We start from the raw sequence: 16233 nt of genomic DNA on the forward strand, positions 1-16233 counted from the left end.
CAGAGGAACCGCAGCAATGGCCCAATGCGTCAAAGGCGACACTGGTTGTCGCCAATTCATGCTCGTCAACCCTGACTGAAGGCGCTTGACGCTGTGAATACGCGCTCTGGAAGATGCTGTGCCTCCATACCGGCCTGCACCCACCCCATTGTCTACTCAGCCACCCCTCCTGGGACGTCCGCCCGTGATGGTACCGACGCCCGAACCTGACCTGCATCACGGTGTGCTGGAGCGCATCAACGCCGGATTCTGCGTGATCCAGGTGCTGTTCGAGGGGGACCAGGCTGTCGACTACCGGTTCCTGGAGGTCAACGACGCCTTCGAGCGCCACACCGGCCTGAAGGATGCCCGCGGCCAGCGCATGAGCGATCTGGAGCCGCAGCACGAAGAAGACTGGTACCGCATCTACGGTGAAGTGGCGCGCAGTGGCCGCCCGGCACAGTTTGAAATGGATGCGCGCGCGCTCGGCCGCTCCTTCGCGGTCGATGCCGTGCGGGTGGGCCGGCCCGGCGAAGACAAGGTGGGCATCCTGTTCTTCGATGTCACCGCACGCAAGCAGATGGAAGTGGAACTGGGCGAGAGCGAAGCGCGTTTCAGCGCGTTGGCCGATGGCCTGCCGATGCCGGTGTGGGTGCTGGACGAGCGCGGCCATGCACGCTTCGTCAACAGTGCCTTCAGTGAATTCTTCGGCGGCGATGAAACGCGCGTTCCGGAAGATGTGTGGCGCGGTCTGGTACATCCCGATGACGCCTCGGTGTTCGAGTACGAGCTGCAGGAAGCATTGAAAGCGCAGCGTTCGATGCATGCACTGGTGCGCGCCCGTCGCGCCGATGGGCAGTGGCGCTGGCTGGAAATGAACGCGCGCCCGCGCTTCTCGCGGATGGGGCGCTTCATCGGCTTGGCCGGCAGCAGCCCGGATGTCACCGATCGCCGCGAGATCGAACTGGCGCGCGAGGAACTGCTGCAGTCCGAGCGCGCCGCGCGCAGTGCCGCCGAGAACATGGCGCGCCTGAAAGACGAATTCCTGGCCACGCTGTCGCACGAACTGCGCACGCCGTTGACCACCATCCTGGGCTGGAGCGAACTGCTGCTGCAGCGTGTGGATGCGACCAGCCCGCTGTACAAGGGCCTGGGCGTGATCGCCAACAGCGCCACCGCGCAGAAGCGGCTGATCTCGGACATGCTCGACCTGAGCAGCATGCTGCTGGGCAAGGTGCAGCTGGAAGTGGAAGTGCTGGACCTGCGCGACCAGTTGAACGAAGCGATGGGTGCGCAGGAACTGGTGGCCGAAGGCAAGGCGCTGGATGTGACTCTGCAGCTGCCGAGCGAAGCCTGCCAGGTGCTGGGTGATGCCACGCGCCTGCAGCAGGTGTTCTGGAACCTGTTGTCCAATGCCATCAAGTTCACGCCGGCCGAGGGCCGCATCGATGTGCAGCTGCAGGCCGAGGGCCATTACTGGGTCATCACCGTGCGCGACACCGGCGACGGTATCGCGCCGGAATTCCTGAACCATCTGTTCAGCCGCTTCCGCCAAGCCGATGGCACCACCACGCGCCGCCATGGCGGCCTGGGTCTGGGCCTGGCGATCGTGCAGCAGCTGGTGGAACTGCATGGCGGCACGGTCAGCGCCGCCAGTGACGGGCACGGTCACGGTGCCACGTTCACCGTGCGCCTGCCGCAGCACATCCGCGATGCAGAGAAGCGGCCGTTGCGGGAAGTGGTCAGTGGCCCGATCCTGGAGCCGATGGTGGTCGAGCCGTATCCGCTGCGCGGCCTGCATGTGCTGGCGGTGGAAGACCAGCCTGAAGTGCTGGAGTACCTGCGCCGCATGCTGGAAGAGCAGGGTGCCAGCGTGTCTGCGGCCAGCTCGGCCGGCGAAGCACTGGCGCTGCTGGCCGACAATGGCCACCTGCACTATCACGTGCTGCTGACCGATATCGGCATGCCGGGCATGGATGGCTACGGCCTGGTGAGCACGCTGCGGCAGGACCTGGGCGTGGATGCCGCGGCACTGCCTGCAGTGGCGGTGACTGCGCTGGCGCGCGCCGATGATCGTCGCCGCGCGCTGGCGTCGGGCTTCCAGGAACATGTGGCCAAGCCCTACTCGGTGGCGCAGCTGGTGGGCGTGGTGCGGCGCGTGCAGGCCACGCGCGGCGATACCCTGCTGCACTGAGTGTTCACGGCTGATCGGCGACCCTGCCTGCAGGAGGTCGCCGAATGTCCCGTATTTCTCCCCGTATCCATACCGATCCTGCGCAGATCGCGCACCTGGAATCGTTGCTGCCGCAGTTGCATGGCGAAGCGCGTGTGCAGCTGACCCTGCGCGATGGCCGCCGCCTGCTGGGCACCGTCGCGGTGCAGCCGACGCTGCAGCAGTACCGCAACGACGCCGGTGATGAAGGCAGCAATGGTCAGCTGCGCCTGGACGATCTCGATTCGCCCGTGCAGCAGCACCATGTGTGGCTGGATGAAATAGACAGCATCCGCGAACTGCCGCCGCTGGCCCCCTGACCGGGGGTACTGCCGAGCCCATGCCCGGCGGTCATCCCGCACGACAGCGCCGTCACCCGGGCATGGGCCCGGGCGCTGCAACGGCGCGTCGTGTTCAATGCTCGAACAGCGTCGCTGTCGCCTCGAACCGCCGCGCGTAGGCGCGCTCTTCGGCAACCCGGGACACTTCATCGTCGGCCAGGTCCGGTGCGCCGTAGACGGCATAGGCCACGCTGCCATCGGCACCATGGCCGACCTGGTGCAGGCGATAGCGCGAATGGCCGCCGCCGGTATCCTCGGGGTAGTGCACAGGCGGATGGCTGCCTTCCAGGTCCATTTCACTGTTGTCGACGACACCTCCGACGAACAAGGCACGCATGCAGTTTCTCCATGGGTTGCGGGGGAGCTTCTACCCTGAACGCAGGCATGTTGCTGCGGCATCAAGGCCCCGTTGAAGTTTCGCAAAGCGAGCGCCGGGGCCGGGCCGGACAAGCCGGTACAATGGACGGCCCTCACGCTTGAAGTACCCGCGCCGATGGCATCCAGCGACGACGCCCCCCTGCAGACCCTGCTCCTGCCGTTCTCCAGCGGCGCCCTGCGCTGGCCGGAAGGCCCGGTCGCCTTCCTGCGTGCCCGCGATGGCTGGGCCCTGCGCGAGCAGGCCGGCGGCCGCGCGCTGGACTGCGAACAGAGCTTTGCCCCGTTCGCCCAGCCGCTGCAGCAGGCCGCCCAGTGGACCGTCACTGCCCAGCTTGACGATGCGGCCGGTCGCGGCCGCTACCCGCTGGTGCTGGTGCTGCCCCCGCGCCAGCGCGAGGAGGCCCGTGCGCTGTTCGCCCGTGCCCTGGCGCTGGTGGCCGACGGTGGCCGCATCGTGGCCTGCCAGCACAACAACGAAGGTGCCCGCTCCGGTGAAGGCGACCTCAAGCAGCTGACCGGCCTGGGCGGCAGCCTGACCAAGAACCATTGCCGCGTGTTCTGGACCGCTCCGCTGCAGGGCCAGCACGATGCTGACCTGGCCAAGCACTGGGGTGCGCTGGACGCGGTGCGGCCGATCGTCGGTGGCCGCTTCCTCAGCCGTCCGGGCGTGTTCGCCTGGGACCGCATCGATCCGGCCTCGGCGCTGCTGGCCGAGCACCTGCCGGCCGACCTGGCCGGTCGCGCCGCCGATCTCGGCGCCGGTTACGGCTACCTGTCGCGCGAGCTGCTGGAGCGTTGCCCCGCGATCACCGCGCTGGACCTCTACGAGGCCGAGCAGCGCGCGCTGGCGCTGGCCGAACTGAACCTCTCGCCGCCGCCGCGTCCGTTGCCGCTGCGTTTCCTGTGGCGCGACGTCACCGCCGGTATCGAGCCGGACTACGACGTCATCATCAGCAATCCACCGTTCCACACGCCGTCGCGCGCCGACCGGCCGGACATCGGCCAGCGCTTCATTGCCGTGGCCGCGCAGGCGCTGCGCCCGGGCGGTCGCCTGTACGTGGTGGCCAACCGCCACCTGCCGTACGAGTACACGCTCAACGAAAGCTTCGGCGCGGTGCGCGTGGTGGCCGAGCGCGATGGCTTCAAGCTGGTCGAGGCAGTGAAAGGCAAGGGGAAGAGCCGATGAAGCTGATCAAGCTCATCGCCAACCTCGGCTATGGCAGCCGCAAGCAGGTGCAGTGGATGTTCCGCGAAGGCCGCATCACCGATGCCGATGGCGAGGTGCTGTACGCCGATGACCAGGTGGCGCACGAGGCAGTGCGGGTCGACGGCGAACCGTTGGATCCGCCGGCGGGATTGTCGCTGGCACTGCACAAGCCGGCCGGCTACACCTGCTCGACCAAGGACAAGGGCCGCCTGATCTACGACCTGCTGCCGCCGCGCTACCGCGACCGCGACCCGGTGTTGTCCACCGTCGGCCGGCTGGACCGCGACACCAGCGGCCTGCTGCTGCTGACCGACGACGGTGGCCTGCTGCACCGGATCATCTCGCCGAAGTCGAAGCTGCCCAAGGTCTACGAGGTGGAACTGGCTGACGACCTGCGCGGTGACGAGGTCGCGCTGTTCGCCAGCGGTACGTTGATGCTGGAAGCGGAGAAGACCCCCCTGCTGCCGGCTGAACTGGACGTGCTTGGCCCGCGCAAGGCCCGGCTGACACTGCACGAAGGCCGCTACCATCAGGTACGCCGCATGTTTGCCGCCGCAGGCAACCATGTGCAGGCGCTGCACCGCAGCCGTGTCGGTGGCCTGGACCTGCAGGGGCTGGCCGAGGGGCAGTGGCGCACCTTGACCTCCACCGATCTGGATACGCTGTTCGCTCCATGACCGCATTCGCTGCACTGCCGTTTCTTCCTGACGCCGTCATCTTCGACATGGACGGCCTGATGATCGACAGCGAGCGGGTTTCGCTGGCGTGCTGGAGCCAGGCGGCCGAGGAGTTCGGCCTGCCGTTGGATGCTGCCTTCTTCGTGCGCATGGTGGGCCTGGGCGACCGTGACAGCCACGCGCTGCTGCGCCAGCAGGGCATCGAAGACAGCATGATCGAGGCCATGGCCGCACGCTGCCACGACCTGTACGAGGCGCGTACCCAGACCGGCCTGCCGCTGCGTCCGGGCATCGTGGAGCTGCTGGACCTGCTGAAGGCCCACGCCATTCCGCGTGCGGTGGCCACCACCACGCGGCAACCGCGGGCCAACCGCAAGCTGGCGGCGGCCGGCCTGCTGCCGTACTTCGACGTGGTGATCACCAGTGGCGATGTGGCGCGGCCGAAGCCGGCGCCGGACATCTATCTGTTGGCCGCACAGCGGTTGGGCCAGGCACCGGAACGCTGCCTGGCGCTGGAGGACTCACCGGCCGGCACACGCGCCGCACTGGCCGCCGGCATGACCGTGATCCAGGTGCCGGACCTGGTGCATCCGGATGAAGAACTGCGCGCGCTGGGCCACCGCATCGTCGGCTCATTGGTGGATGCGCACGCGTTGTTGCTGCCGTTGCTGCCGAGGTAGTGGTGGGTGATGGTGGGTGCCGACCGTTGGTCGGCACGCTTCACTGCTCTCGCCGGGCATGGCCCGGCGCTACCGCCTCCGGTGGGTGCCGACCGTTGGTCGGCACGCCTTCCCATCACACCCGGCCGAACACCAGTGCCGCGTTGGTGCCACCGAAACCGAAGCTGTTGGACATCACCGTATCCAGCTTCTGCGCGCGGCTTTCGCGCAGGATCGGGAAGCCTTCCACCTTCGGGTCCAGCTCGCCGATGTTGGCCGAACCGGCCACGAAACCATCGCGCATCATCAGCAGGCAGTAGATCGCCTCGTGCACGCTGGCAGCGCCCAGCGAATGGCCCGACAGCGCCTTGGTCGAAGACAGCGGCGGAATCGCATCGCCGAACACTTCGCGGATCGCACCGAGTTCGGTCACATCGCCCAGCGGCGTCGAGGTGCCGTGGGTGTTGAGGTAATCCAGCGGGCGGTCGACGTTCTGCAGCGCCATCTTCATGCAGCGCACCGCGCCTTCGCCGGACGGGGCGACCATGTCGGCACCGTCGGAGGTCACGCCATAGCCGATCAGCTCGGCATGGATGTGCGCGCCACGCGCCACGGCGTGATCGTAATCTTCCAGCACCAGCATGCCGCCGCCACCGGCGATGACGAAGCCGTCGCGGTCCTTGTCATAGGGGCGCGAGGCGCTGGCCGGGGTCTCGTTGAAGCTGGTGGACAGCGCACCCATCGCATCGAACATCACGCTCATCGACCAGTGCAGGTCTTCACCGCCGCCGGCGAACATGATGTCCTGCGCGCCATGGCGGATCAGATCGGCGGCTGCGCCGATGCAGTGTGCCGAGGTCGCGCAGGCGGCCGACAGAGAGTAGCTGACGCCCTTGATCTGGAATGCGGTGGCCAGGCATGCCGACACCGTGGAGCACATCGTGCGCGGCACCATGTACGGGCCGACCTTGCGCACGCCACGGCTGCGCAGCAGGTCCACCGCACCCACCTGCCATTCACTGGAGCCGCCACCGGAACCGGCGATCAGGCCGGTGCGCAGGCCGCTGACCTGCTCGGCGGTCAGGCCGGCATCGCTGATGGCATCAGCCATGGCCAGGTAGGCGAAGGCCGCCGCGTCGCTCATGAAGCGCTTCTGCTTGCGGTCGATCAACGCATCCAGGTCGAGGTCGACGCGACCGCCCACCTGGCTGCGCAGGCCCGCTTCGGCGTGGTCGGCCAGCGCGGTGATGCCGGCGCGGCCTTCACGCAGGGCGGAGGACACGGTATCCAGATCGTTGCCGAGGCAGGACGTGATGCCCATGCCGGTGATGACGACGCGACGCATCAGAAGCTCCCGGTTTCAGTGAACAGGCCCACGCGCAGGTCGCGGGCGTTGTAGATTTCGCGGTCATCCACGTACATGCGTGCGTCGGACTGGGCCATCACCAGCTTGCGGTTGATGACCCGGCTGATATCGATCTCGTAGCGCACCAGCTTGGCGTCCGGCAGCACCTGGCCGGTGAACTTCACCTCGCCGCAACCCAGCGCGCGGCCCTTGCCGGGCGCGCCCAGCCAGGTCAGGAAGAAGCCGGTCAGCTGCCACATGGCATCCAGGCCCAGGCAGCCGGGCATCACCGGGTCGCCGATGAAGTGGCAGCCGAAGAACCACAGGTCCGGGCGGATATCCAGTTCGGCGCGTACCATGCCCTTGCCATGCGGTCCGCCGTCCTCGCGGATTTCGGTGATGCGGTCAAACATCAGCATCGGGTCGTTGGGCAACCGCCCGGCGGCAGCGCCGAACAGTTCACCGCGTGCGCTGGCCAGCAGCTGGTCGCGGTTGAACGCGTGAAGACGAGTCATGGAAAGCGCAATCCTGGAAGCGAAAACAAGGCAACGAGTTCCCGAGGATGCACGACGGATCAGGCGGATATCAAACCGCGTCTCCGTACGCTTGCGTAGTGTTTTCAGCTGAAACCACGCATCCCGTTGATGCACAACGACCATACTTCGGCGTCTGGACGGGTACGGTGCAGGTATCATGTGGGCCAACCATGAACGCACTGCGCAAGATCATCCACGTCGACATGGACGCGTTCTACGCGTCGGTGGAGCAGCGCGACGATCCGTCACTGCGCGGCAAGCCGGTGGTTGTGGCATGGCGCGGCGCGCGTTCAGTGGTGTGTGCCGCCTCGTACGAGGCACGCGTGTTCGGCGTGCGTTCGGCGATGCCGGCGCTGCGCGCCGAGCGCCTGTGCCCGGACGCGATCTTCGTGCCGCCGGACTTCGCCCGTTACAAGGCGGTGTCACGCCACGTGCGCGAGATCTTCCTGCGCCATACCGACCTGGTCGAGCCGCTGTCGCTGGACGAGGCGTATCTGGATGTCACCGATCCGAAGAGCGGTGCGGCACTGGCCACCGACATCGCCCGCACCATCCGCACGCAGATCCGCGAGGAAACCAACCTGACGGCTTCAGCGGGCATCGCGCCGAACAAGTTCCTGGCCAAGATCGCCTCGGACTGGCGCAAGCCGGATGGCCAGTTCGTGATTCCACCGCAACGGGTCGACGCGTTCCTGCTGCCGCTGCCGGTCAATCGTGTGCCGGGCGTGGGCAAGGTGATGGAAGGCAAGCTGGCCGCGCGCGGCATCATCACCTGTGGCGACCTGCGGCAGTGGACGCTGCCGGATCTGGAGGACGCTTTCGGCAGTTTCGGCCGCAGCCTGTACAACCGCGCACGCGGTATCGACGAACGACCGGTGGAACCGGACCAGCAGGTGCAGTCGATTTCGTCCGAGGACACTTTCGCCGAGGACCTGCTGCTGGAAGATCTGGCCGAGGCGATCGTGCAGCTGGCCGGGAAGACCTGGCAGGCCACGCGCAAGACCGAACGCATCGGTCACACCGTGGTGCTGAAACTGAAGACCGCGCAGTTCCGTATCCTCACCCGCAGCTTCACCCCGGAACGCCCGCCGGAAACGATGCAGGAACTGCGCGATATCGCGTTGGCACTGCGCGCGCGGGTGGATCTGCCAGCGGATACCCGCTACCGGCTGGTCGGTGTCGGCCTCGGTGGCTTCCGTGAAAAGGAACCGGTGGTGCAGGGCGAATTGTTCGAGCACGCAACGAACGATTCCCCACGTACCTGATACATGTGTCGACCAAGGTCGACACCTGCCAACAGCAGGCCATGCCATTCCGACAGATCGCGGGAATCTGTCGAAGGCGAGGTGGGTCCGGTTGCGGGGGCGTGAGCCGCATGGGCCCGAGGCATGCCTCGGGCGGGTTGGGTAGGACGCCCAACCCCGGTCTTGCCGTGTGCGCAGGACAGCGCACACGAGCAAGCGGCGACCGAGCTTACATGGACGTACTTGCAGCGCCCCCCGCAACCGGACCCACCTCGCCAACCAACGGAATGCAGGCTTTTGACGTTGACGTTGCTCTGGCTTGCAGCGGGTGCAGGGCGCAGCCCTGCAAAAGAACCCCTACCTACCTCATGGCCACTGCATCTCGCCCTTGGCCACCTTCGCACTCAGCTGCAGCGACTCCACACCTGCCAGCTTCGGGTAGCGCGCCTGCATCGCCTTGACCAGCGCGGCGCTGTCCTTGGCCTTGGCGGTCTCCACATCGAATGCACGGATGTAGTCGGCGGTAAAGCGCAGTGCGCTGGCATCCAGCGCAGCACCCTCGGCGTAGTGACCGGGCACCACCATCTTCGGCTTCAAAGCCTGCAGCTGCTGCAGCGTGCGCAGCCAATCGGCATGCGACTGCGGCGTCTGCGTATCGGCCATCCACACATGCTCGCCGGCCACCACCGGAATGCCGCCGACGATCGCGCGCAGCGACGGCACCCACAGCACGCTGCGGTCCGGCGTCGGGCCATCCAGCCCGATCAGCGGCAGGCGCTGGCCTTCCAGCAGCAGCGCGTCGCCCTCAAGCACGGACGGCACCACGATGCGCGCGGGAGCGTCGCTGCCCATCTTCGGTCCCCAGTACGCCAGCTTGCCGGCCTGGGTCTGCTGGATGTGCGCGACGGTCTGTGCGGTGGCGACGATCCGCGCCTGCGGGAACGCGTCCTGCAGGGTGGCCAGGCCGAAGTAGTAATCGGGATCGCTGTGGCTGATGTAGATCGTGGTCAGCTGCTTGCCGCTGGCGCGGATCAGTTCGACCACGTTGCGCGCGTCGCTGGCGCCGAACTGCGCGTTCACCAGGATCGCCTCGTGGCGGCCTTCGATCAGCACCGAGGACACCGCGAACATCGCCTGCGGGCCGGGATGGAAGGTCTGCAGGCGCAGTTGGGACTTCGCCGCCGTGGCCGGTGCCGTGGTGGCCGGCGCGGCCAGCAGCGGGGCACTGGTGAAGGTGGCGGCCAGGGCGAGGGGAAGCAGCAGGGCAGTGGTACGCATGGGAATTCCTTGTGGCGGATGGCGAGCCGAGCGTGGGCCATGCCCGGCGGCAGTGTCGATCAGTACGCGGCAGTGATGATCTGCTTCGGGTAGCGGTGCGCTTCCAGCTCGGCGACGAACGCGGCGCCATAGTCGGCGTAGCTGATGCGGCTGTGGCCGCTGGCATCGGCCAGGAACGCCTTGGCCTGCACGCGGTACTGGCCGCGTTCGTCGCCCGGGCCGATTTCGGCGGCCGGTGAGAAGAACGTCCAGTCCAGCTCATCCACCGCCTGCAGGCGCTTGAACGCTTCGCGGTGGGCCAGTGCGTAAGGCTTGTAGGCGTCGGGGAAGGTGGGGGTGTCGACCAGCTGCACGCCGGGGGCGACTTCCAGGCTGCCGGCGCCGCCGACCACCACCAGGCGCGGCACGCCGGCCTTGCGGGCGGCAGCGGCCAGCTGCGCGGCGACCTCGCCGACGCGGCCGATGTCATCGCCCGGGCGCGGGCCGTAGGCGCTGGCCAGCACGTCGTGGCCGGCGATGGCCGCGACCAGCGCGTCCTGGTCGTCCAGCGCGGCGATGACCGGATGGGCACCGGCCAGTTCGGCCGGCAGATCGTCCGCGCTGCGCACGATGACGGTGAGGGAATGGCCGTTGGCCAGCGCGTGGCGGGCGATCTGGCGGCCGATATTGCCGGTGGCACCGACGAGGGCGATCTTCATGGCAGGACTCCGTGGGGTGGGGCGTGGGGGATGAGCCCACTGTAGGCCGCTGCACTCGCTCGAAAAACAGCGTATAACGCGCATGTTTGTTGCATGGATCGAGCAGATGGACCGATTGACCGCCATGACCGTGTTTGTCGAAGTCGCCGAACGCGGCAGCCTTACCGCCGCCGCCGAGGTGCTGGACATGTCGCGGGCGATGGTCAGCCGCTACCTGGCCGAAGTGGAGGGCTGGCTCGGCGCCCGCCTGCTGCACAGGACCACGCGCCGGATCAGCCTGACCGGTGCGGGCGAAGCGGCGCTGGCCCGGTTCCGGCAGATGCTGGCGATCGGCGATGAGCTGCAGGGCGAGCTGGCCAGCGATGATCCCGAGCCGCACGGCACGCTGCGCATCACCGCCAGCGTGTCGTTCGGCCAGAGCCATCTGGCGCGCGCGGTGGCGGCGTTCGTGCAGCGTCATCCAGCTGCACGGATCGAACTGCTGCTGGTGGACCGCACGGTCAACCTGGTTGAAGAACGTGTTGATCTTGCGGTCCGCATTGCGCGGCAGATCGACCCCAGCCTAATCGCGCGACGGCTGGCGACCTGCCGCTCGGTGCTGTGTGCGACCCCGGGCTACCTGCAGGCACGTGGCACCCCGACCGCACCGGAGCATCTGGCCGCACACAACTGCCTGACCCATCACTACGTGGGCAAGAGCCTGTGGCAGCTGCACCGCGATGGGCGGTCACTGTCGGTGGCCGTGGGCGGCAACATCAGCGCCAACGAAGCCTCGCTGCTGCTGGAGGCGGTGCGCGCCAATGCCGGCATCGCGATGCTGCCGACCTACCAGGTCGCACCGTTGCTGCGTAGCGGTGAACTGATCGAACTGCTGCCGGCGTACAGCCTGGAAGAACTGGGCATTCATGCGGTGTATGCATCGCGCCGGCAGCAGCCCGTTATCATGCGGCGATTCCTGGACTTCCTCGCCGAATGCTTCGCGAGCCCGGCCTTCCAGGATCTGGACTGGCGCCCCTCGGGCAAGGAGAACACATGAACCATGGACAGGCGTTGATCGATCACAACCGTGCGGCCTGGGACCGCCAGGCCAGCGAGGTGCGCGAGTGGTCGCGACCGGTGGATGCCGAAACCATCGCCGCGGCGCGCGAAGGGCGCTGGCAGGTGCACCTGACGCCGCGCGCGCTGCCGCTGGATTGGCTGGGTGACGTTCGCGGCCGGCGCATCCTGTGCCTGGCATCGGCCGGTGGACAACAAGCCCCCGTGCTGGCGGCGGCCGGCGCCGACGTTACCGTGTTCGATCTTTCCGATGGCCAGCTCGCACAGGATCGCGCCGTTGCCGACCGCGATGGTCTGCCGCTGCGCACCGTGCAGGGCGACATGCGCGATCTGCGTGTCTTTGCCAACGGCAGTTTCGACGTGGTGTTCCATCCCATCTCGAACCTGTACGTGCCCGACGTGCGCCCGGTGTGGGCCGAATGCCAGCGCGTGCTGGCACGCGATGGCCTGCTGATGGCCAGCTTCTACAATCCGGTGGTATTCGTTGCTTCGCGTGATCCGCAGCTGAGTGAGCAGGGCCTGATGCGCCCGCAGTACGCCATTCCCTATTCGGACCTGGAAGACCTGGAACCGGCAGCACGGGAGGCCAAGCTGGCCCGTGGCGAAGCACTCACCTTCGGCCACAGCCTGGCTGAACTGATCGGCGGTCAGCTCGATGCAGGGTTCGTGATCGATCGCTTCATGGAAGACTGGCAGCCGCAGCCGCGCTTCGTGATCGACCGCTACCTGCCGACGTTCCTGGCTACCCGCGCGCGCCGGATCGGCTGAGGACGCGGGCGTACAATGGACGGCCCCACGTTGCACAAGTGAGCCGTCCGTTGTCGTATCCCTATCCGCTGGTCGTGTTCGACCTCGATGGCACGCTGGTCGACAGCGCAGCCGATATCGCCGAAGCGCTGAACCGCACGCTGGAAGACATCGGCGTTGCACGCGTACCGGAAGCCACCGTGCTGGGCTGGATCGGTGATGGTGTTCGCCGCTTGGTGGAGCAGGCGATGCAGGCCGCAGGGCGCGAGGTCGACCTGGCCGAGGTGATGCCGGTGTTCATGGTGCACTACCGCCAATGCCTGCTGCGCAGCCCGCAGCTGTTCGATGGTGTGGTGGAAGCGCTGGCGCAGCTGCGCGCGTTGAACGTACCGCTGGCGATCTGCACCAACAAGCCGGCTGCGCTGGTGCCGCCGTTGCTTGAGCACCTGGGGATCGCCGATGCGTTCGCGCTGGTGCTGGGCGGCGACTCGCTGCCGCAGCGCAAGCCCAGTGGCGAGCCGTTGCGGCACATCGCGGCCCACTTCAACCTGGCCGTGGAGCAGTGCCTGATGGTGGGTGATTCGCTGACCGACTACTGCGCCGCCGAAGATGCCGGCATGCCGATCGCACTGGTGCGCTACGGCTATCCGCGCGGACTGGATCTGGACAACGCACAGGCCGTCGCGGTAATCGACGACCTGCGTGAACTGCCGGGACTGCAGGACTGACGCGACGGTAGTGCCGGCCGTTGGCCGGCACCCCGTGGCGCGCTGCCGAAGGTCATGATGTTGCCGGCCAGCGGCCGGCACTACCGTGGCCGTTGCGGTCACTTCGGCTGGTAACGCACGCTCAGCTGATACTCACGGCCACGCTGGTTGAACCACGCCACGGTCTCGTACTGGCGATCGAACACGTTGGCCACCCGTGCCAGCACCGACCATGCCGGGGTCAGTGCATAGTCCGCACGCAGGTCCAGGGTGCCGTAGCCGCCGACCTTCACCGCATTGGCGGCATCGTCGTAGCGCTTGCCCGCGCCCTGCACGGTCAGGCCGGCGCGGAAATCGCCGAAGCGGCGATCCACGTCCAGGCGCGCGGTCTGCTGCGCACGGCGCGCCAGCCAGTTGTCGAACTGGCTGCTGCCGTTGGTGCGGTTGCGCGGGTCGGTGAAGCTCAACTGCCCGTTGATGTCGAAACCGGCAAGGGTGGCGCCGGCGGTCAGTTCGGCGCCGCGGATGCGTGCCTTCTCCACCTGCTGCATCCTGAAGGTCGCCGCATCGTAGGTGATCAGGTCGTCGATACGGGTCTGGTAGACATCCAGCCCCCAATGCCAGCCCTGGCCCTGCTGCGAGATGCCGATATTTGCGCTCTTGGACTTCTCCGGATCCAGCGTCGGCACGCCACTCCACGGATCGTACAGATCGCTGAAGGTGGGCGCCTTGAACGCGGTGCCGTAGCTGGCGTTCACGCGCAGACCGTGCTCCAGCGTCATCGCCCAGCCGAGGCTGCCGGTGGCATGGTTGCCGAACTGCGCGTTGTCGTCGTTGCGCGCGCTGGCCTGCAGCTGGTGGCGACCGAAGCGGGCCTGGTACTGCACGAACACGCCGGTGTTGCGGCGGCTGTCGACCAGGTAACCGGCGCTGCTGCCATTGAGGTTGTCTTCGCTCCAGTCGACACCGGTGCTCAGCAGCTGGCCTTCGGCCACGCCGATATCGGCCTGCAACGACGCACTGTCGCGGTGTGTCTGTGCGCTGCCGCGTGCACCGAAATCACCGAAGTTGTCCGATTCGTTGTCGCTGCGGCCGACGTTGGCGGTCAGCGCCAGCTGCTCGGACGGGGTGTAGCGCAGCTTGCCGGACAGTACCTGCTGGCGCGTTTCGGAGTAGTTGTAGTAGCCGTCGTAGTGGTTTTCGCCATCGGCGCGCAGCGCGCTGCCCTCCAGGCTCCACTGGTCGTTGAAGGTGTAGCCACCGCGCAGGCTCTTGGACAGGTTGCGGTAGCCATCGCGGTCGGGCTCGTCGGCAAAGCAGCCGGTGAACAGCGTGGCCGAACCCCGGCAGGCGTCGATGCCATCGGAGTGCTGGTAGGCGATGTCGGCGCCGAACCAGCCGCGCTCGGTGCCGCCGCCGATGCCGCCACTGGCTTCGCGCAGACCGTTGCTGCCACCGCCCAGCTGGAAGTGCGGTGCGAAATCGCCCTGGTTGCGCCGGGTGAAGATCTGGATCACGCCGCCGATGGCATCGGCACCGTACAGGCTGGACTGCGGACCGCGCACGATTTCCACGCGCTCGATCTGCGCCAGCGGCAGGTCCTGGTACATCGCCAGGCCGAGGTCGGCGCTGTTGATGCGCACGCCATCAACCAGCACCACCGTGTGCGAGGAATTGGTGCCGCGCAGGAACAGCGAGCTCTGCTTGCCCAGGCCGCCGGCATTGGTCAGGTTGATGCCGGCACGGCCCTGCAGCAGCTCCTGCAGCGAGGTGGCCTGGCTGGATTCGATCTGGGCGCGGTCGATCACCTGTGCAGGCGCGATGCTGTCCTGCAGGGCGATGGGCGTGCGGGTGGCGGTGACCAGCACCTGGTCCAGCGCGGCGGTGCTTTCGTCGGCATGGGCCAACGCGGGCAGGGTGGCCAGCATGGCCAGGGACAATACGGAAATCTGCAGCTTCATCGGGGGGACTCCAGGTGCCGCGCACGCCCGCGCAGCGAAGGGGAGGAGTCGCGAGGGCAGGCAAGCGCTGACGCCACGGCGATTGCCATGCGCGTCCAGCGCCATGCCCACCGCATCGCGACCTGAGGCTTCCGGGCCGGTCTCCGGGCTCGCCGCCAGGTGGCGCGAGGCCACCGTCCAGGCGCCTTCCCATGCCTGCGGCACAGTGGCGATCTTGCCTGGAACTGACGTGCTTACCGTTGCGGGGGCAGCGCCGGCATGGCGTGTTTCCACGCGTCACCGGCTTCCCGTTTCAACCTGCCGGCAGGGCCGCAGGTCACCTGGAAGTGCGCGCAGTCTACGGCATCGCCGCCGCCGCGTAGCATCGGGCCTGCATGGCGCATGGAGGCCACCTGGGCGGCTGCCAGCTCCGGCGTGGTGGGCGTGAGCGGCCCCAGCCACTAGAATGCAGCTCGAATTATCGTGGTGCCGTTGCCGATGTCCGCTTGCTTTACGCTGTTTTCGCGTCGCTCCCGCGGCGCACGCGCATGATCCTCGATCTGGTCCGCCACGCCGGCAACGGTCGCGATGAGTACCTCGATGGCCGCAGCGATCCTGCGCAGCTGGCCCGCCTGCCGCAGGAACTGGTGGACGCCTATGCCGGACAGGAATGGGAACGGGTGATCAGCTCGCCGCGCCTGCGTTCGCTGCACACAGCGATGGCCCTGGCCACGCCGCGTGGACTGGACGTGGAGTCGGACGAGGAGTGGGAAGAACTCGATTTCGGCGATTGGGACGGGCAGTCGTTGCTGGATCTGCCGGAGGACGCGTTGGCCGCCTTCCACGCCGATCCGCACGCGTTTCCGCCACCCAACGGCGAAAGCTGGGGCCACTTCGAGCGTCGCATCGCACGCGCGCTGGATCGATTGATGGATGACGACGATCCGCCGCCGACCGTCGTAGTCAGCCATGGCGGCCCGCTGCGCATGGTGCTGTCGCAGGTATGCGGCCTGCCGATGTCGCTGTGCTGGGCGCTGCGCATCGACCACGGCACCCGCCTGCGGGTGTGGGTGGAGCGCAGTGAAGCGGGGCTGGTGGGCGAGCTGCTGGAGCTGCAGCAGCCCTGACCAATTCGGTAGCGGCGGGGCCGAGCCCGGCGCTTGCCCCCCCGCCCCCCGAACGGGGCGCCGCGGCTGGGCCCGGCCGAACCCGACAAGCGACGCGGGTGG

16 protein-coding genes and 1 riboswitch are annotated in these 16233 nt (G+C 67.6%); of the genes, 10 read left to right on the forward strand and 6 right to left on the reverse strand.

Translation table 11 applies throughout. The features are described from left to right. Positions 1-187 precede the first annotated feature (187 nt). Together ACVOLJ_RS09185 and ACVOLJ_RS09190 are read left to right on the forward strand one after the other, a co-directional pair. A complete protein-coding gene (locus ACVOLJ_RS09185) occupies positions 188-2173 on the forward strand; it encodes a hybrid sensor histidine kinase/response regulator (protein WP_475279530.1) in 1986 nt (661 codons plus the stop codon). A 44-nt stretch (positions 2174-2217) separates the two neighbouring features. Then, positions 2218-2511 (forward strand): DUF3247 family protein, encoded by a 294-nt coding sequence (locus tag ACVOLJ_RS09190; protein WP_481563999.1) that lies wholly within the window; start codon positions 2218-2220, stop codon positions 2509-2511. A 94-nt stretch (positions 2512-2605) separates the two neighbouring features. On the opposite strand, the gene ACVOLJ_RS09195 is transcribed toward ACVOLJ_RS09190, so the two are convergent. Next, entirely contained in the window at positions 2606-2869 is a 264-nt protein-coding gene (locus ACVOLJ_RS09195; protein WP_230110317.1) for a hypothetical protein, read from the reverse strand. A gap of 156 nt (positions 2870-3025) precedes the next feature. Here ACVOLJ_RS09195 and ACVOLJ_RS09200 point away from each other — a divergent pair, with 156 nt between their 5' ends. Genes ACVOLJ_RS09200 through ACVOLJ_RS09210 form a run of 3 tightly spaced genes read left to right on the forward strand, consistent with a single transcriptional unit; the run spans position 3026 to position 5474 of the window. Further along, positions 3026-4096, forward strand: a complete 1071-nt coding sequence (locus ACVOLJ_RS09200) for a class I SAM-dependent methyltransferase (RefSeq protein ID WP_481564000.1) — start codon at positions 3026-3028, stop codon at positions 4094-4096. Next, complete coding sequence (locus tag ACVOLJ_RS09205) at positions 4093-4794, forward strand: pseudouridine synthase (RefSeq protein WP_475279385.1); 702 nt, start codon at positions 4093-4095, stop codon at positions 4792-4794. Before ACVOLJ_RS09200 ends, ACVOLJ_RS09205 begins: the two co-directional genes overlap by 4 nt. Continuing rightward, complete coding sequence (locus tag ACVOLJ_RS09210; protein WP_475279384.1) at positions 4791-5474, forward strand: HAD family hydrolase; 684 nt, start codon at positions 4791-4793, stop codon at positions 5472-5474. The genes ACVOLJ_RS09205 and ACVOLJ_RS09210 overlap by 4 nt, the downstream gene beginning before the upstream one ends. Positions 5475-5589: 115 nt before the next feature. Here ACVOLJ_RS09210 and fabB read toward each other — a convergent pair whose 3' ends face one another. Together fabB and fabA are read right to left on the reverse strand one after the other, a co-directional pair. Beyond that, positions 5590-6798, reverse strand: a complete 1209-nt coding sequence (fabB, locus tag ACVOLJ_RS09215) for a beta-ketoacyl-ACP synthase I (protein ID WP_475279383.1) — start codon at positions 6796-6798, stop codon at positions 5590-5592. Then, positions 6798-7313: a 3-hydroxyacyl-[acyl-carrier-protein] dehydratase FabA gene (fabA, locus tag ACVOLJ_RS09220; protein ID WP_025878420.1), complete on the reverse strand. Its 516-nt coding sequence runs from the start codon at positions 7311-7313 to the stop codon at positions 6798-6800. The genes fabB and fabA overlap by 1 nt, the downstream gene beginning before the upstream one ends. A 191-nt stretch (positions 7314-7504) precedes the next feature. Between fabA and dinB the strand changes: the two genes are divergently transcribed. After that, the gene (dinB, locus tag ACVOLJ_RS09225; RefSeq protein ID WP_481564001.1) at positions 7505-8599 is read left to right on the forward strand and encodes a DNA polymerase IV; all 1095 of its coding nucleotides are present in this window, start codon (positions 7505-7507) and stop codon (positions 8597-8599) included. A gap of 345 nt (positions 8600-8944) precedes the next feature. Here dinB and ACVOLJ_RS09230 read toward each other — a convergent pair whose 3' ends face one another. After that, on the reverse strand, positions 8945-9856 hold the full coding sequence (locus ACVOLJ_RS09230) for an MBL fold metallo-hydrolase (protein WP_475279381.1): 912 nt from the start codon (positions 9854-9856) through the stop codon (positions 8945-8947). A gap of 59 nt (positions 9857-9915) precedes the next feature. Continuing rightward, positions 9916-10554 (reverse strand): NAD(P)-dependent oxidoreductase, encoded by a 639-nt coding sequence (locus ACVOLJ_RS09235; RefSeq protein WP_481564002.1) that lies wholly within the window; start codon positions 10552-10554, stop codon positions 9916-9918. A 106-nt stretch (positions 10555-10660) separates the two neighbouring features. Between ACVOLJ_RS09235 and ACVOLJ_RS09240 the strand changes: the two genes are divergently transcribed. From ACVOLJ_RS09240 to gph, 3 genes are read left to right on the forward strand one after another with little or no spacing between them, the layout of a single operon-like run. Beyond that, positions 10661-11590 (forward strand): LysR family transcriptional regulator, encoded by a 930-nt coding sequence (locus ACVOLJ_RS09240; RefSeq protein WP_481564003.1) that lies wholly within the window; start codon positions 10661-10663, stop codon positions 11588-11590. Beyond that, a complete protein-coding gene (locus ACVOLJ_RS09245) occupies positions 11587-12378 on the forward strand; it encodes a class I SAM-dependent methyltransferase (RefSeq protein WP_481564004.1) in 792 nt (263 codons plus the stop codon). Before ACVOLJ_RS09240 ends, ACVOLJ_RS09245 begins: the two co-directional genes overlap by 4 nt. Positions 12379-12428: 50 nt before the next feature. Beyond that, positions 12429-13085, forward strand: a complete 657-nt coding sequence (gene gph, locus ACVOLJ_RS09250; RefSeq protein ID WP_481564009.1) for a phosphoglycolate phosphatase — start codon at positions 12429-12431, stop codon at positions 13083-13085. Positions 13086-13183: 98 nt separating this feature from the next. Here the strand turns inward: gph and btuB are convergent, their stop codons facing one another. Further along, on the reverse strand, positions 13184-15025 hold the full coding sequence (gene btuB / locus ACVOLJ_RS09255; RefSeq protein ID WP_481564005.1) for a TonB-dependent vitamin B12 receptor: 1842 nt from the start codon (positions 15023-15025) through the stop codon (positions 13184-13186). A gap of 117 nt (positions 15026-15142) precedes the next feature. Then, positions 15143-15364: riboswitch (cobalamin riboswitch) on the reverse strand. A 188-nt stretch (positions 15365-15552) separates the two neighbouring features. On the opposite strand from btuB, the gene ACVOLJ_RS09260 reads away from it, so the two are divergent. Beyond that, positions 15553-16131: a histidine phosphatase family protein gene (locus tag ACVOLJ_RS09260; RefSeq protein ID WP_475279376.1), complete on the forward strand. Its 579-nt coding sequence runs from the start codon at positions 15553-15555 to the stop codon at positions 16129-16131. The last annotated feature ends 102 nt before the right edge of the window (positions 16132-16233 follow it).

This window comes from Stenotrophomonas sp. STEN046, from assembly GCF_056759755.1.

Bases quoted from the DNA above. Each gene is read 5' to 3' on its own strand.
- ACVOLJ_RS09245 (WP_481564004.1), top strand. From the start codon at position 11,587: ATGAACCATGGACAGGCGTTGATCGATCACAACCGTGCGGCCTGGGAC.
- fabB (WP_475279383.1), bottom strand. From the start codon at position 6,798: ATGCGTCGCGTCGTCATCACCGGCATGGGCATCACGTCCTGCCTCGGC.
- ACVOLJ_RS09235 (WP_481564002.1), bottom strand. From the start codon at position 10,554: ATGAAGATCGCCCTCGTCGGTGCCACCGGCAATATCGGCCGCCAGATC.
- ACVOLJ_RS09200 (WP_481564000.1), top strand. From the start codon at position 3,026: ATGGCATCCAGCGACGACGCCCCCCTGCAGACCCTGCTCCTGCCGTTC.
- ACVOLJ_RS09260 (WP_475279376.1), top strand. From the start codon at position 15,553: ATGATCCTCGATCTGGTCCGCCACGCCGGCAACGGTCGCGATGAGTAC.
- btuB (WP_481564005.1), bottom strand. From the start codon at position 15,025: ATGAAGCTGCAGATTTCCGTATTGTCCCTGGCCATGCTGGCCACCCTG.
- ACVOLJ_RS09210 (WP_475279384.1), top strand. From the start codon at position 4,791: ATGACCGCATTCGCTGCACTGCCGTTTCTTCCTGACGCCGTCATCTTC.
- ACVOLJ_RS09185 (WP_475279530.1), top strand. From the start codon at position 188: ATGGTACCGACGCCCGAACCTGACCTGCATCACGGTGTGCTGGAGCGC.
- ACVOLJ_RS09240 (WP_481564003.1), top strand. From the start codon at position 10,661: ATGGACCGATTGACCGCCATGACCGTGTTTGTCGAAGTCGCCGAACGC.
- fabA (WP_025878420.1), bottom strand. From the start codon at position 7,313: ATGACTCGTCTTCACGCGTTCAACCGCGACCAGCTGCTGGCCAGCGCA.
- ACVOLJ_RS09230 (WP_475279381.1), bottom strand. From the start codon at position 9,856: ATGCGTACCACTGCCCTGCTGCTTCCCCTCGCCCTGGCCGCCACCTTC.
- ACVOLJ_RS09190 (WP_481563999.1), top strand. From the start codon at position 2,218: ATGTCCCGTATTTCTCCCCGTATCCATACCGATCCTGCGCAGATCGCG.
- ACVOLJ_RS09195 (WP_230110317.1), bottom strand. From the start codon at position 2,869: ATGCGTGCCTTGTTCGTCGGAGGTGTCGTCGACAACAGTGAAATGGAC.
- dinB (WP_481564001.1), top strand. From the start codon at position 7,505: ATGAACGCACTGCGCAAGATCATCCACGTCGACATGGACGCGTTCTAC.
- ACVOLJ_RS09205 (WP_475279385.1), top strand. From the start codon at position 4,093: ATGAAGCTGATCAAGCTCATCGCCAACCTCGGCTATGGCAGCCGCAAG.